Origin of the sequence: Sphingobium sp. CCH11-B1, from assembly GCF_001556865.1 — a bacterium.
Lineage (GTDB): Bacteria > Pseudomonadota > Alphaproteobacteria > Sphingomonadales > Sphingomonadaceae > Sphingobium.
Genome location: NZ_LSJY01000078.1, coordinates 26,385 through 38,841, shown reverse-complemented (window position 1 = coordinate 38,841; position 12,457 = coordinate 26,385). Strand labels below are relative to the sequence as shown.

The window sequence follows — 12,457 nt, the reverse complement described above, 5'->3', positions numbered from 1 at the left end:
TCAGTAACTGTGCAAAATGGGAAGTTCCGGGCTTGAAAGCGAAAAGCCACCCTCATTCACGGAATGGAGTGTGGAGCGGCTCAATGCGCCGCGCCGAACCGCTTCAATCCCTTGGGGATGGCATAACCCCAAATCCCATACATCCGGACGATGATATTGGCCATGAGAGCCAGTTCCGGCGATGTATCCGAAACGCGATGGCTCATGATGATCGGCGACGTCACGGTCTCGATGAGTGGCTTATAGCAGATATCGTCGGTTCGGGCCTTTTGCACCGAGACCGGTACAATACTGACCCCCTCCTCGGCTGCCACCAGTCCCACGGCAATCTGCAGTTCCCGTGCTTCGTGCAGGATATGCGGATCGAGGCCGCTGTCGTGAAAGTGCGCGAGAACCTGATCGGCATAGCCCGGCCGCGGTGCACGGGGATACAGGATCAAAGACTCTTCGGCGAGCTGTGCAAGGGAAACCGGCCCTGGGATTTTTGCCAGCGGATGAGAAAGAGGAAGCGCCGCCACCAGCTCTTCTTCTCGCAGGACCGTCCGCCGTACCTCCTCATCCTCAAAGCGTACCCGGCCGAACCCGATGTCGATACGCCCCTCCTTGAGTGCGCTGATCTGTTCGAGGCTGACCAGCTCCAGCAATGTCAACTCAACCTCGGGCGCGGCGGCACGAAACTCCCGGATCAGTTCCGGCAGGCGCGCGTAGATAGTCGATGCAACGAATCCGATAACGAAACGGCGCTTCTCGATGACGAGCTCCCGGCTCATCATCGAACGCATTTCATCAACGCGCGCCAGCACCTGGATCGCCTGCTCATAAAGAAGGCGCCCCGGCCCCGTCAGCCGCAACGGCCGTGATGAGCGATCGATCAGTTCCGCGCCAATCTCATTTTCGAGCTGTTGGATCTGCCGGCTGAGTGGCGGCTGCGCGATGTGCAGGCGTTCCGCCGCTCTCGTGAAATTCCGTTCATTCGCCAACGTCACAAAATAGCGCAGTTGTCGCAGGTCCATACACGCCCATACCTCTATGGTATAACGATCAGATCACAATGATCTTTCCCATTTTTCGAACCGTACCGTAATCAACCCTCGAAACAAGCTAATTTGAGGATGGGTTGAGTGGTGACTCGTACAACTCGCATTGATACCCTGATTGTCGATGTACCGACCATCCGCCCCCACGTCCTGGCGATGGCAACGATGCGCAGCCAGGCCGTCGTGCTGGTCCGGATCGCGGGCCCGGACGGTGTGGAGGGGATCGGCGAAGGGACGACGATCGGCGGCCTCAGCTATGGCGATGAAAGCCCCGAAGGCATCAAGCTCGCCATCGACACCTATATCGCGCCCATTCTCCAAACCTGCGACATCAGCCGGGTCGGCGAGACCATGGCGAAGATAGGCCAACAGGTCGTTGGCAACCATATCGCCAAATGCGCGGTGGAGACCGCCCTGTTGGACGCGGCCGGCAAGCGGCTTGGCCTTCCCATATCGGAACTGATCGGAGGGGGACGTCGCCGGGACCGCCTTCCGGTCGCATGGACCCTGGCTAGCGGCGAAACTGCGCGTGACATCGACGAAGCCGAGCAGATGATCGAGGCGAAGCGGCACAACATCTTCAAGCTCAAGATCGGCAAGCGCGGCGTACGCGAGGATGTGGCGCATGTCGCCGCGATCAAGAAGGCGCTGGGTGACCGCGGCAGCGTCCGCGTCGATGTCAACCAGGGCTGGGACGAAGCGCAGGCGGACTTGGGCATGGGCCTCCTGGCGGATGCCGGCTGCGATCTGGTGGAGCAGCCGATTGCCAGGGACGCATTCGCGGCGATGACGCGCCTATCCGCTCGCCACGCCATCCCCCTTATGGCAGACGAGGCTCTGCACGGACCACGCACCGCATTTACGATCGCAGCAACCGCGGGCGCCCGGGTTTTCGCGGTCAAGATCGCGCAGTCTGGCGGCCTCTTTCCTGCCTATGAAGTCGCGTCGATCGCCACAGCCTCCGGCATCGGTCTTTACGGCGGCACTATGCTCGAGGCGGGCATCGGCACGGTCGCTTCCGCGCATCTGTTCGCTACCTTCCCCCGTCTTGCGTGGGGCACCGAATTGTTCGGTCCGCTCCTGCTTACCGAGGAGATCCTCGAAGAGCCGCTCGATTATGCCGATTTCTCGGTTGGCGTGCCGACCGGCCCCGGCCTGGGCGTCGCACTGGATGAAGACAAGATCGCGCATTTCCGCCGCGATCGAACGGCGCCCACCCTCCATGTCGTGTCGGCGGGAGCCTGACCGATGCTGATCATGGTGGAAATGGATGTCCGCATCCCCCTCGATTTTGACAAGGTAGAAGCCGAGAGCCTGAAGGTCGCAGAAAAGGCCCGGTTTCAGGAACTGCAAAGCGCTGGCAAATGGCGTCACATCTGGCGCGTCGTCGGACGCTACGCAAATGTCAGTATCTTCGACGTTGAGAGCAACGCGGAGCTGCACGACATCCTGACCGGGCTGCCTCTCTTTCCCTTCATGAAAATGAAGGTGACGCCGCTCTGCCGGCACCCCTCCTCGCTGCACGAGGACGATCGCTGACGCGTAACCAGAAGGCTTGTCAGGCGGCGAGCCCAATTTGACGGAGAGTGATAATGGATGTGAGTTTCGTAAAAACCCCTGAAGTCCGGAACCTGTTCGACAAGGCGGCCGGTCTCGATGCGGAAGGTGGCAACCCGCGCCTGAAAGCGATCTTCCGCGACATTCTGGATGCCAGCGCGGAAATCATCATCAAGCACGACATCGGCGAAAGCGAGTTCTGGAATGCCGTAAGCTTCCTGCAGACCGGTGCTGGTGAATATGGCCTGCTCGTAGCGGGGTCGGGTCTCGAACATTTCATCGACCTGTTCAACGATGCCAAGGACGTCGAAGCCGGTCTGACCGGTGGGACGCCGCGCACGATCGAGGGTCCACTCTATGTCGCGGGAGCTCCCTTGTCCGAAGGCGACGTCAACCTTTCCAAGGATCCTGACGAGACCGACACGCTCTACGTGAACGGCCAGATTACCGGGCCGGATGGTGAGCCTGTGCAGAATGCCATTCTCCATGTCTGGCATGCCAATTCGCAAGGCTGGTATTCGCATTTCGACCCGACGCACGAACAGACGCCCTTCAATAACCGCGCACGTATCAAGATCGGTGCGGATGGCCGCTATGCCTTTCACTCCAAGATGCCGAACGGCTACAGCGTGCCGCCGGGCGGCGCGACCGACGTGCTGATGAAAGCGCTGGGCCGCCACGGCCATCGCCCTGCGCATGTCCATTTCTTCGTCGAGGCGCCCGGCTACCGCACGCTGACGACGCAGATCAATTTCGGCGACGACCCGTTCGCCGCGGACGACTTCGCTTTCGGCACCCGCGAAGGACTGCTGCCCGTCCCGCAGCGTCAGGGCGACACTGCCTATATCGCCTTCGACTTCCACCTTCAGCACTCCGCTGACAGGGAAGAAGAGCATCTCTCGAGCCGTCGGCGCGCTTCCGCGGAAGCGGAAAAAGAAGCCGCCTGAACGCCAAACAAGACAGGAGAGGATTAAATGACCGATCTTCTGGACCGTATCGAGACCTCCGTGGTCGATGACAAGGAACGTGGGCTGTTTCAGTGCCGTCGTGACATCTTCACCGACCCGGAGATGTTCGATGTCGAGATGAAGCACATCTTCGAAGGCAATTGGGTGTTCCTGGCTCATGAAAGCCAGATCCCGGAGAATAACGACTATTTCACCACCTGGATCGGGAGGCAGCCGGTCGTCGTCACGCGCGACAAAACGGGTGAACTCCATGCGATGATCAACGCCTGCGCGCATCGTGGCGCGATGCTGTGCCGCCGCAAACATGGCAACAAGGGCAGCTTCACCTGCCCGTTCCATGGCTGGACCTTTAACAATGCGGGCAAGCTCTTGAAGGTCAAAGACGGCAAATATGGCGACTATCCGGCGTCCTTCGATACCGAAGGCTCACACGACCTGACGAAGGTCGCGCGGTTCGGCAATTACCGGGGTTTCCTGTTCGGGAGCCTCAATCCCGACGTGGCATCGCTGGAAGAGCATCTCGGCGGAGCCCGGGACGTGATCGACCAGATCGTCGATTCCTGCCCGGACGGCATCGAGGTGGTGCGCGGCAACTCCTCCTATATCTATGATGGTAACTGGAAACTCCAGATGGAGAATGGCGCCGACGGCTATCACGTCAGTTCCGTCCATTGGAACTATGCCGCCACGATGAGCCATCGCAATTACGACAATGACGGCACCAAGGCGGTCGACGCCAATGGCTGGTCGAAAAGCGTGGGTGGCGTCTACAGTTTCGAGAACGGCCATATCCTGCTGTGGACCAACCTCCTCAATCCCGAGGTTCGGCCCATTCACAATCACAAGGAAGAACTGGAAGCACGCCTTGGCAAGGAGCGCGCCGACTATATTGTGGGCCAGACCCGCAATCTCGGCATCTATCCCAACGTCTATCTGATGGACCAGTTCTCGACCCAGATCCGGGTCGTGCGGCCGATCAGCGTCGATCAGACCGAAGTGACCATCTACTGCTTCGCCCCGCGCGGTGAATCCGACAGCGAGCGCGCGATCCGCATCCGGCAATATGAGGATTTCTTCAACGTCTCCGGCATGGGAACGCCGGATGATCTGGAGGAATTCCGCGCCTGTCAGACGGGTTATGCCGGCGCAGATACCCTCTGGAACGACCTCAGCCGTGGGGCGACCCACTGGGTGGAGGGACCGGACGAGAATGCAAAGCGCCTCGGCCTCAAGCCGTTGCTGAGCGGGGAGCGTAGCGAGGACGAGGGCCTTTTCGTGCGCCAGCACGAATATTGGGCCCAGACGCTGCGTGAAGCACTGACGCCCGATGGTGGGGGAGATGGTGAACAGATCGTTCGTCGTCCGAAGCTGGGAGTGGTTGCATGACGATCACTGCTGACTGTTTGCTCAACCTCGAACAGGTCAAGGCCTTCCTCTATCGTGAAGCCCGGCTGCTGGATGATCGCGAATGGGACGAATGGTTGTCTCTCTATTCGCCTCATGTGACATACTGGATGCCGGCATGGGACGATGACGATCAGTTGGTCGAAGATCCCCAGCGTCACATCTCGCTGATCTATTATCCCAACCGCGACGGGCTTGAGGATCGCGTCTTTCGGATCAAGACCGAGCGATCGAGCGCCAGCACGCCTGAACCCCGGACAAGCCATAATATCTCGAATGTCGAGCTCCTCGATATTCGCGAGGGAGCGATCGATCTGCGCTTCAACTGGCATACGCTCAGTCACCGCTACAAGAAGACCGACAGCTTCTTCGGCACAAGCTTCTACACGCTCGACACCCGTGGGGATGCTCCCCTGATCGTCAATAAAAAGATCGTTCTGAAAAGCGATTATATCCACCAGGTCATCGATATCTATCACGTCTGATAGCGGTGCCGGGGTGCCCCGGAGAGAAATCCATGTCTTATCGTATCGCGCTCAACTTCGAGGATGGCGCCACCAGGATCGTCGAATGCAAGGAAGGGGAGAAAGTCCTCGACGCTGCCTATCGCCAGAAGGTCAATCTTCCGATGGATTGCTCCGACGGCGTGTGCGGCACCTGCAAATGCCGCTGCGAACAAGGCGAGTATGACCTGGGCGACGATTATATCGACGATGCCCTGACCGCCGAGGAGGCGGACGAAGGCCTGGTCCTCACCTGCCAGATGGTGCCCTCTTCCGATTGCGTGATCCAGGTGCCGGTGCCATCCACCGCCTGCAAAATCGTGCCCGTTGAACATGGCGCGACGGTGAAGGCAGTCGAACTGGCGAGCGAGGACACGATTATTCTCACGCTCACCCTCGACAATCCGGAGGCACTGGCTTTTCTTCCTGGCCAGTATGTCAATCTGTTCGTCCCCGGCACCGAAGAACATCGCTCCTATTCTTTCAGTTCGAAGCCGGGGGCCGCAGAAGCGGGTTTCGTGATCCGCAATGTGCCTAAAGGCCTGATGAGCGGATGGCTGGCAAACAAGGCACAGCCCGGTGACCATATGCGGTTTGTCGGCCCGAACGGCAGCTTTTTCCTGCGTGCCGCGACGCGCCCGGTGTTGATGCTTGCAGGGGGCACCGGCCTCGCGCCGATTCTCTCCATGCTGGAAGTGTTAGCGGACCACGGCACGGATCAACCGATTCATCTGGTCTACGGGGTATCGTTCGAAAAGGGACTGGTTGAACTCAAGAAGCTCGAATCCTTCACCGAGCGCCTCCCCAAATTTTCCTATGCAACCTGCGTCAGCCACCCGGAAAGTGACAATGTGCTCAAGGGGCATGTGACCGACCATATCGGCGAGGAATATTTCCATGGCGGCGACGTCGACGTCTATCTCTGCGGCCCTCCACCGATGGTCGAGGCTGTCCGTGGAACCTTGCGCGATCGGGGCGTGACGCCGGTCAATTTCTATTACGAAAAATTCGCCTCGACCGAAGCGGTGCCGGCATGATTTTCACTGATCGCTTCAAGGACAGGGTGCTGGTCGTGACCGGTGCCGCTCAGGGTATCGGCCGATCTGTAGCGCTGCGCGCCGCAGCCGAAGGGGGGCAGGTTCTGTTGGCGGACCGCGCGGACTTCGTGGACGAAGTGGCGATGGAAGCGGGCTACTCGTGCCTGGGGTTTCGCTGCGATCTGGAGACGCATGAAGGCGCTGTGGCAGCCATGGCCGAAGCCATTCGGATCTTCGGACGGATCGACATCCTCATCAACAATGTCGGCGGCGCAATCCGCATGCGTCCCTACGATGCCTTCGAACCGGAGCAGATCGAGGCGGAGATCCGCCGCTCGCTTCTGCCCACGCTCTGGTCCTGTCATGCGGTGCTGCCGCATTTTCTGAAGGCAGGCCATGGTACCATCGTCAATGTGTCGTCCAACGCGACACGCGGCATCCATCGCGCGCCCTATTCCGCGGCCAAAGGGGGCGTGAACGCGCTGACCCAGAGCCTCGCGATGGAATATGCCGCGAAGGATATCCGGGTGGTCGCCACCGCGCCGGGCGGGACCGAAGCGCCCGCAAGGCGCGTGCCGCGCAACCCCGATGGCGACAATGATCAGGAAAAGACCTGGATGGCCGAAGTGGTCGAGCAGGTTGTCGAATCCAGCTTCCTGAAGCGTTATGGAACTATCGACGAGCAGGTGGCCCCCATCCTGTTCCTGGCTTCCGATGAGGCAAGCTATGTGACCGGCAGCGTGCTCCCGGTCGCGGGCGGAGATCTGGGATAGAACCATGCGCAAGGCCGCTCCCAGGATCAAAGCCATTCCGGCGTCTTTTGCCAAAGCATCTGCCACCAGATCCGGGCTGCCGCCGCTGACGTCCGGCATGTGCCGCGCTATTGGGCAGGAGGGTTAAACGATGCCGACGACGGTGAGAGACGGTATCAGGCTTCATTGGGAAAGCGATGGCGACCGCGCCGGACGTCCCCTGTTGCTCCTCAATTCAATCGGTACGGATCTGCACCTGTGGGATCGCGTGGTGCCTCGTCTTGCGGGATTTCATGTCCTGCGGATGGACACGCGCGGCCATGGCCGTTCTGACGCCCCGTCCGGCGACTACAGCCTGGACAGCCTGGCAGATGATGTGATCGCGGTTCTCGACGATGCCGGCATAGGCCAGGCTGCCATCGCCGGAGTTTCGCTGGGCGGGATGATCGCGATGGAGCTTGCCCTCGCCCATGCCGATCGGGTCAGTGCCCTTATTCCGATCTGCACCTCGGCGACGATGGACCAGGGCGCCTGGGCCGCTCGCGTGAACATTGTGCGAGAAGAAGGCACAGCCGCCATTCTCGATCTCGCCTTGGGACGCTTTCTGTCGCCCGGTTTCCGCGAAACCGACCCCGACGCAAGCGCCAGGATTGCGGAAGGCCTGAGGTTGATGGCGCCCGAAGGCTATGCCGGCTGTGCAGCAGCGATCCGCGACATGGATATTTATTGGCAGCTCGAATCGATCCATGTCCCGACCTTGGTCGTGGCGGGCGATCTCGACACGTCGACCCCCTTTACTGGCCATGGCGAACATATCGTCGAGGCTATCGATGGCGCACAGGTTGTTCACCTCGATGCTGCCCATCTTGCCCCACTCGAAGCGCCCGAGGCACTCGCACGCGCCATCACCTCTTTCCTCGACGCGCCGAAGGGCGGCGCGCCGGACACGACGGGCACCCGTCCGCCGCGAGCCACGTCGATTACCGGAGAAGCATCATGACGACGACAAAATTCCTGACCGACGAACATTTGAGCGGCCGGGTGTTCGATGGAGGATGGACCGCCATTGCGTCGGTCTCGGAGGTGTCGGAGCCGGCAACCGGAAAGGTCATCGGCAAAGTGGGCATGACCGATGCCGCCGGCATCGCGGTCGCTGCAGCGGCCGCACGCAAGGCCCAGCAAGGCTGGGCGGCAGCGAAGCCGGACGAACGCGCCGCGGTCTTCCCGAAAGCCGTCGCCGCCGGGCATGAACATTGGGACGAAATCGTCGAATGGATCATGCGCGAAAGCGGTTCGGTCCGGGCCAAGGCTGAGTTCGAGTTGACGCTTTCATTGAAGGCGATCCAGATTGCCGGTGCCATGCCCTATGAGGCGCAAGGTCTCGTCCTGCCCAGCGAGACCGGGCGTACCAGCCTGGCCAAGCGCCGTCCACTTGGCGTGGTCGGCATCATCGCGCCGTTCAACTTCCCACTCTATCTGGCGATGCGGGCAGTCGCCCCTGCGCTTGCCGTGGGGAACGCGGTGGTGCTGAAACCCGATCCCCGCACCACAATCTGCGGCGGCTTCGTGATCGCGCGCCTCTTCGAACTGGCAGGTCTTCCAGCCGGTGTTCTCCATGTCCTGGCCGGTCGTGGCGATGCTGGCGAAGCCCTGTGCAGCGATGACAATATCGCGATGATCCAGTTCACCGGATCAACCAACGCGGGCCGCATGGTCGGACAGAATGCGAGCAAGCATCTCAAGAAGGTCTCGCTGGAGCTTGGTGGCAAGAACTCGCTCATCATCCTCGACGACGCCGACATGGAACTGGCGCTCAAGAATGCCGCATGGGGTGTCTATCTCCATCAGGGTCAGATCTGCATGTCGGCAGGGCGCGTCCTGGTACACAAGTCGATCATCGAGGAATTCTCGGCAAGGCTCGCAGAGAAGGCCAAAGCGCTTCCCGTAGGCGATCCGATGAGTGGCACTGTGGCGCTCGGCCCGCTTATCAATCAGCAGCAACTCGATCATGCGAAGTCGGTGATCGAGCAGTCGGTCGCGCAAGGGGCTACCTTGCTCGCGGGCGGTACGACCGAAGGGCTGTTTCTCGCCCCGACCGTACTGCGTGACGTTACGCCCGCCATGTCCGCCTATAGCGAGGAGGTTTTCGGTCCTGTGGCGGTGCTTGTGCCTTTCGAAACCGATGATGAGGCGGTCCAGCTCGCCAACAACACTGAATATGGGCTTTCGGCGGCAGTGGTGTCGAAGGATGTCGCCCGCGCGATCGCGCTTGGCGAACGGCTTAACTGCGGCCTGCTCCATATCAATGACCAGACGGTGAATGACGATGTGGTCAACCCCTTCGGCGGCGTTGGCGCCTCCGGCAACGGCACCTCGATCGGTGGTCCTGCCAATTGGGATCTCTTCACGGAATGGCAGTGGATGACGATCAAGGGCACGCCGCCCGCCTACCCGTTTTGACATGATGGTTGTGATGTTCCCGATCAACTCAGGCCTGGTCGGGAGCCGATGAACAGAACTGAAAAGAGGTGCCCATGATCGACAAAAGCGTGGAGACGGCTGCGGCGGCCATATCGGACATTGAGGACGGCGCGACCGTCATGATCGGTGGCTTCGGTACGGCCGGAATGCCGGATGAACTCATCGACGCACTCATCGATCATGGCGCCCGGGAGCTGACCATCGTCAACAACAATGCCGGCAATGGCGAGCAGGGAGTCGCCGCACTCATCCGCGAAGGGCGGGTGAAAAAGATCATCTGCTCATTTCCCCGCCAATCGGACTCGCAGCATTTCGATGCAGCCTATCGTGCCGGCAAGATCGAGCTGGAACTCGTGCCGCAAGGCAATCTCGCCGCCCGTATTCAGGCGGCCGGCTCAGGCCTGGGCGGCATTTTCACCCCGACCGGATACGGAACGCTGCTGGCCGAGGGCAAGGAAACTCGCACCATCGATGGTCGCGACTATGTGCTCGAATATCCGATCCATGCTGACTTCGCGCTGATCAAGGCGCATCAGGGTGATCGCTGGGGCAATCTCGTCTATCGCAAGACAGCACGCAATTTCGGCCCGATCATGGCGATGGCGGCCAAAACGACGGTCGTCCAGGTCTCCGCGATCGTTCCGCTTGGCGATCTCGACCCTGAAGTCATCGTGACGCCCGGCATTTTCGTCCAGCGTGTCGTCGCGATCAGTCCCTCCATTCCATTGCAGGCCGTTGCCTGAGCGAGGACATGTCCATGAACCGCCTCAACCGCGACCAAATGGCCGCCCGTGTCGCCAGGGACATACCCGAAGGCGCCTATGTCAACCTCGGGATCGGCCTGCCCACCAAGGTCGCCGATTACCTTCCAGCGGACCGTGAGATCATTCTCCAAAGCGAGAATGGCCTGCTCGGCATGGGCCCCTCCCCCGCGAAAGGATCGGAAGATCCCGAACTGATCAATGCGGGAAAACAGCCTGTGACCCTGCTCACCGGTGGTTGCTTCTTCCACCATGCCGACAGTTTCGCGATGATGCGCGGCGGCCATCTCGATATCTGCGTGCTCGGCGCCTTCCAGGTCTCGGTCAGGGGCGACCTCGCCAACTGGCACACCGGCGAACCGGGCGCGATCCCAGCGGTGGGCGGCGCGATGGACCTCGCGATCGGCGCCAAGCAGACGTTCGTCATGATGGAGCTGCTCACCAGACGAGGCCAGAGCAAGCTGGTCGAAACCTGCACCTATCCGCTCACCGGTCTCGGCTGTGTCTCGCGCGTCTATACCGATCTTGGCGTATTCGCCGTGGGATCGAAGGGTGCTTCGGTTCTCGAATTGACGGACGGCGTTTCCTTAGAGGACGTTCGCCAACTGACCGGACTGAAGCTGACCGCTCCATTCGACGTCGCGGCATAAGGAGCATCGGTCATGAGCGAAGCTTTCATCTGCGATGCCGTCAGAACTCCGATCGGCCGCTATGGCGGCGTGCTCGCTAGGGTGCGTGCAGACGATCTCGGCGCCCTGCCGATCCGGGCCCTGCTCGCCCGCAATCCGGGCCTCGATCCGACTGCGATCGAAGAAGTTTTTTATGGCTGCGCCAACCAGGCGGGTGAGGACAACCGCAATGTCGCACGGATGAGCCTGTTGCTGGCTGGCCTGCCCCCTGTCGTTCCGGGTGTTACCCTTAATCGTCTGTGCGCTTCCGGTCTCGAAGCGGTGGGTGCCGCAGCTCGCGCGATCCGGACCGGCGAAATGGATCTTGCCGTTGCCGGCGGCGTCGAAGGCATGACACGCGCGCCCTTCGTGATGGGCAAGGCGGACAGCGCTTTCGGCCGCAGTCAGAAGATCGAGGACACGACCATGGGCTGGCGCTTCGTCAACCCGGCTCTCGATGCGCTTTACGGCTCGGAGACGATGCCGCGTACGGGCGAGAATGTCGCGGCGGATTACAATATCTCCCGTGCGGATCAGGACGAATTTGCTCTGCGCAGCCAGCAACGCACAGCAGCCGCGCAAGCCAACGGATTCCATGCCGAAGAGATCATCCCGGTCGCCGTACCAGGTGGGCGAAAAGGCGAAACGATTGAAGTGACGCTCGACGAACATCCGCGGCCCGACACTACAATCGAAACGCTGCGCAAGCTCAAGCCGCTGTTCGGCAGTGATGGCACGGTGACGGCGGGCAATGCGTCGGGCATCAACGACGGCGCCGCCGCGATGATCATCGCGAATGAGGCTACTGCCCTGATCCACGATCTTGTGCCTCGCGCCCGCATCCTCGGTATGGCCGCTGCCGGCGTTGAGCCCCGCGTCATGGGCATTGGCCCTGTCCCCGCGACGAGAAAGCTGTTGGAGCGGCTTCGCCTGCGAATCGAGGATTTCGACGCGATTGAGCTCAACGAGGCATTTGCCAGCCAAAGTCTCGCGGTGTTGCGGCAGCTTGGTCTCCCGGATGACGCACAGCAGGTCAACATGAACGGCGGCGCGATCGCGCTCGGCCATCCGCTCGGCATGAGCGGTGCCAGGCTGGCCATGACGCTCGTTCACCAACTCGAACGCAGCGGCGGCAAGCGAGGTCTTGCCACCCTATGTATTGGCGTCGGCATGGGCCTCGCGCTCGCTGTCGAACGCGTATGAAGTCAGAGCGGCATGAATGCAGCATGATGGAGGATCCGCAGTCTTGCGCCTGCCGATCAGCGGTGGGTTTTGCAAGATACGGGTAC

The 12,457-nt window shown here is 61.0% G+C and carries 13 protein-coding genes; 12 read left to right on the top strand and 1 reads right to left on the bottom strand.

The annotated features are described in order from the left end of the window. Positions 1 to 80: 80 nt before the first annotated feature. A complete protein-coding gene (locus tag AX724_RS08255; protein ID WP_066765256.1) occupies positions 81 to 1,013 on the bottom strand; it encodes a LysR family transcriptional regulator in 933 nt (310 codons plus the stop codon). 111 nt (positions 1,014 to 1,124) lie between these two features. Here AX724_RS08255 and AX724_RS08250 point away from each other — a divergent pair, with 111 nt between their 5' ends. From AX724_RS08250 to pcaF, 12 genes are all read left to right on the top strand, one after another. After that, the gene (locus AX724_RS08250) at positions 1,125 to 2,282 is read left to right on the top strand and encodes a muconate/chloromuconate family cycloisomerase (protein ID WP_066765345.1); all 1,158 of its coding nucleotides are present in this window, start codon (positions 1,125 to 1,127) and stop codon (positions 2,280 to 2,282) included. Positions 2,283 to 2,285: 3 nt separating this feature from the next. Next, positions 2,286 to 2,576, top strand: coding sequence for a muconolactone Delta-isomerase (gene catC / locus AX724_RS08245; protein WP_066765254.1), 291 nt, complete (start codon positions 2,286 to 2,288; stop codon positions 2,574 to 2,576). 53 nt (positions 2,577 to 2,629) lie between these two features. Further along, positions 2,630 to 3,541 carry a dioxygenase family protein gene (locus AX724_RS08240; protein ID WP_066765253.1) on the top strand — a complete coding sequence of 304 codons (912 nt, stop codon included), beginning with the start codon at positions 2,630 to 2,632 and terminating at the stop codon, positions 3,539 to 3,541. Between the two features lie 27 nt (positions 3,542 to 3,568). Then, positions 3,569 to 4,948: a Rieske 2Fe-2S domain-containing protein gene (locus AX724_RS08235; protein ID WP_066765252.1), complete on the top strand. Its 1,380-nt coding sequence runs from the start codon at positions 3,569 to 3,571 to the stop codon at positions 4,946 to 4,948. Further along, on the top strand, positions 4,945 to 5,451 hold the full coding sequence (benB, locus tag AX724_RS08230; RefSeq protein ID WP_066765251.1) for a benzoate 1,2-dioxygenase small subunit: 507 nt from the start codon (positions 4,945 to 4,947) through the stop codon (positions 5,449 to 5,451). The genes AX724_RS08235 and benB overlap by 4 nt, the downstream gene beginning before the upstream one ends. A gap of 32 nt (positions 5,452 to 5,483) precedes the next feature. Next, positions 5,484 to 6,506 (top strand): benzoate 1,2-dioxygenase electron transfer component BenC, encoded by a 1,023-nt coding sequence (gene benC, locus AX724_RS08225; protein WP_066765249.1) that lies wholly within the window; start codon positions 5,484 to 5,486, stop codon positions 6,504 to 6,506. Beyond that, on the top strand, positions 6,503 to 7,279 hold the full coding sequence (benD, locus tag AX724_RS08220; protein ID WP_197421511.1) for a benzoate diol dehydrogenase BenD: 777 nt from the start codon (positions 6,503 to 6,505) through the stop codon (positions 7,277 to 7,279). The genes benC and benD overlap by 4 nt, the downstream gene beginning before the upstream one ends. A 130-nt stretch (positions 7,280 to 7,409) precedes the next feature. After that, the gene (gene pcaD / locus AX724_RS08215; protein ID WP_082733446.1) at positions 7,410 to 8,258 is read left to right on the top strand and encodes a 3-oxoadipate enol-lactonase; all 849 of its coding nucleotides are present in this window, start codon (positions 7,410 to 7,412) and stop codon (positions 8,256 to 8,258) included. After that, complete coding sequence (locus AX724_RS08210) at positions 8,255 to 9,718, top strand: benzaldehyde dehydrogenase (RefSeq protein ID WP_066765247.1); 1,464 nt, start codon at positions 8,255 to 8,257, stop codon at positions 9,716 to 9,718. The genes pcaD and AX724_RS08210 overlap by 4 nt, the downstream gene beginning before the upstream one ends. A 74-nt stretch (positions 9,719 to 9,792) precedes the next feature. Beyond that, entirely contained in the window at positions 9,793 to 10,482 is a 690-nt protein-coding gene (locus AX724_RS08205) for a 3-oxoacid CoA-transferase subunit A (RefSeq protein ID WP_066765245.1), read from the top strand. A 14-nt stretch (positions 10,483 to 10,496) separates the two neighbouring features. Then, positions 10,497 to 11,150 carry a 3-oxoacid CoA-transferase subunit B gene (locus AX724_RS08200; protein WP_066765243.1) on the top strand — a complete coding sequence of 218 codons (654 nt, stop codon included), beginning with the start codon at positions 10,497 to 10,499 and terminating at the stop codon, positions 11,148 to 11,150. A 12-nt stretch (positions 11,151 to 11,162) separates the two neighbouring features. After that, positions 11,163 to 12,371 (top strand): 3-oxoadipyl-CoA thiolase, encoded by a 1,209-nt coding sequence (gene pcaF, locus AX724_RS08195; protein WP_066765242.1) that lies wholly within the window; start codon positions 11,163 to 11,165, stop codon positions 12,369 to 12,371. Positions 12,372 to 12,457: the final 86 nt, after the last annotated feature.

Coding starts and splice junctions, on each gene's coding strand:
- AX724_RS08255 (WP_066765256.1), bottom strand. CDS start 1,013: ATGGACCTGCGACAACTGCGCTATTTTGTGACGTTGGCGAATGAACGG.
- catC (WP_066765254.1), top strand. CDS start 2,286: ATGCTGATCATGGTGGAAATGGATGTCCGCATCCCCCTCGATTTTGAC.
- AX724_RS08240 (WP_066765253.1), top strand. CDS start 2,630: ATGGATGTGAGTTTCGTAAAAACCCCTGAAGTCCGGAACCTGTTCGAC.
- AX724_RS08235 (WP_066765252.1), top strand. CDS start 3,569: ATGACCGATCTTCTGGACCGTATCGAGACCTCCGTGGTCGATGACAAG.
- benB (WP_066765251.1), top strand. CDS start 4,945: ATGACGATCACTGCTGACTGTTTGCTCAACCTCGAACAGGTCAAGGCC.
- benC (WP_066765249.1), top strand. CDS start 5,484: ATGTCTTATCGTATCGCGCTCAACTTCGAGGATGGCGCCACCAGGATC.
- benD (WP_197421511.1), top strand. CDS start 6,503: ATGATTTTCACTGATCGCTTCAAGGACAGGGTGCTGGTCGTGACCGGT.
- pcaD (WP_082733446.1), top strand. CDS start 7,410: ATGCCGACGACGGTGAGAGACGGTATCAGGCTTCATTGGGAAAGCGAT.
- AX724_RS08210 (WP_066765247.1), top strand. CDS start 8,255: ATGACGACGACAAAATTCCTGACCGACGAACATTTGAGCGGCCGGGTG.
- AX724_RS08205 (WP_066765245.1), top strand. CDS start 9,793: ATGATCGACAAAAGCGTGGAGACGGCTGCGGCGGCCATATCGGACATT.
- AX724_RS08200 (WP_066765243.1), top strand. CDS start 10,497: ATGAACCGCCTCAACCGCGACCAAATGGCCGCCCGTGTCGCCAGGGAC.
- pcaF (WP_066765242.1), top strand. CDS start 11,163: ATGAGCGAAGCTTTCATCTGCGATGCCGTCAGAACTCCGATCGGCCGC.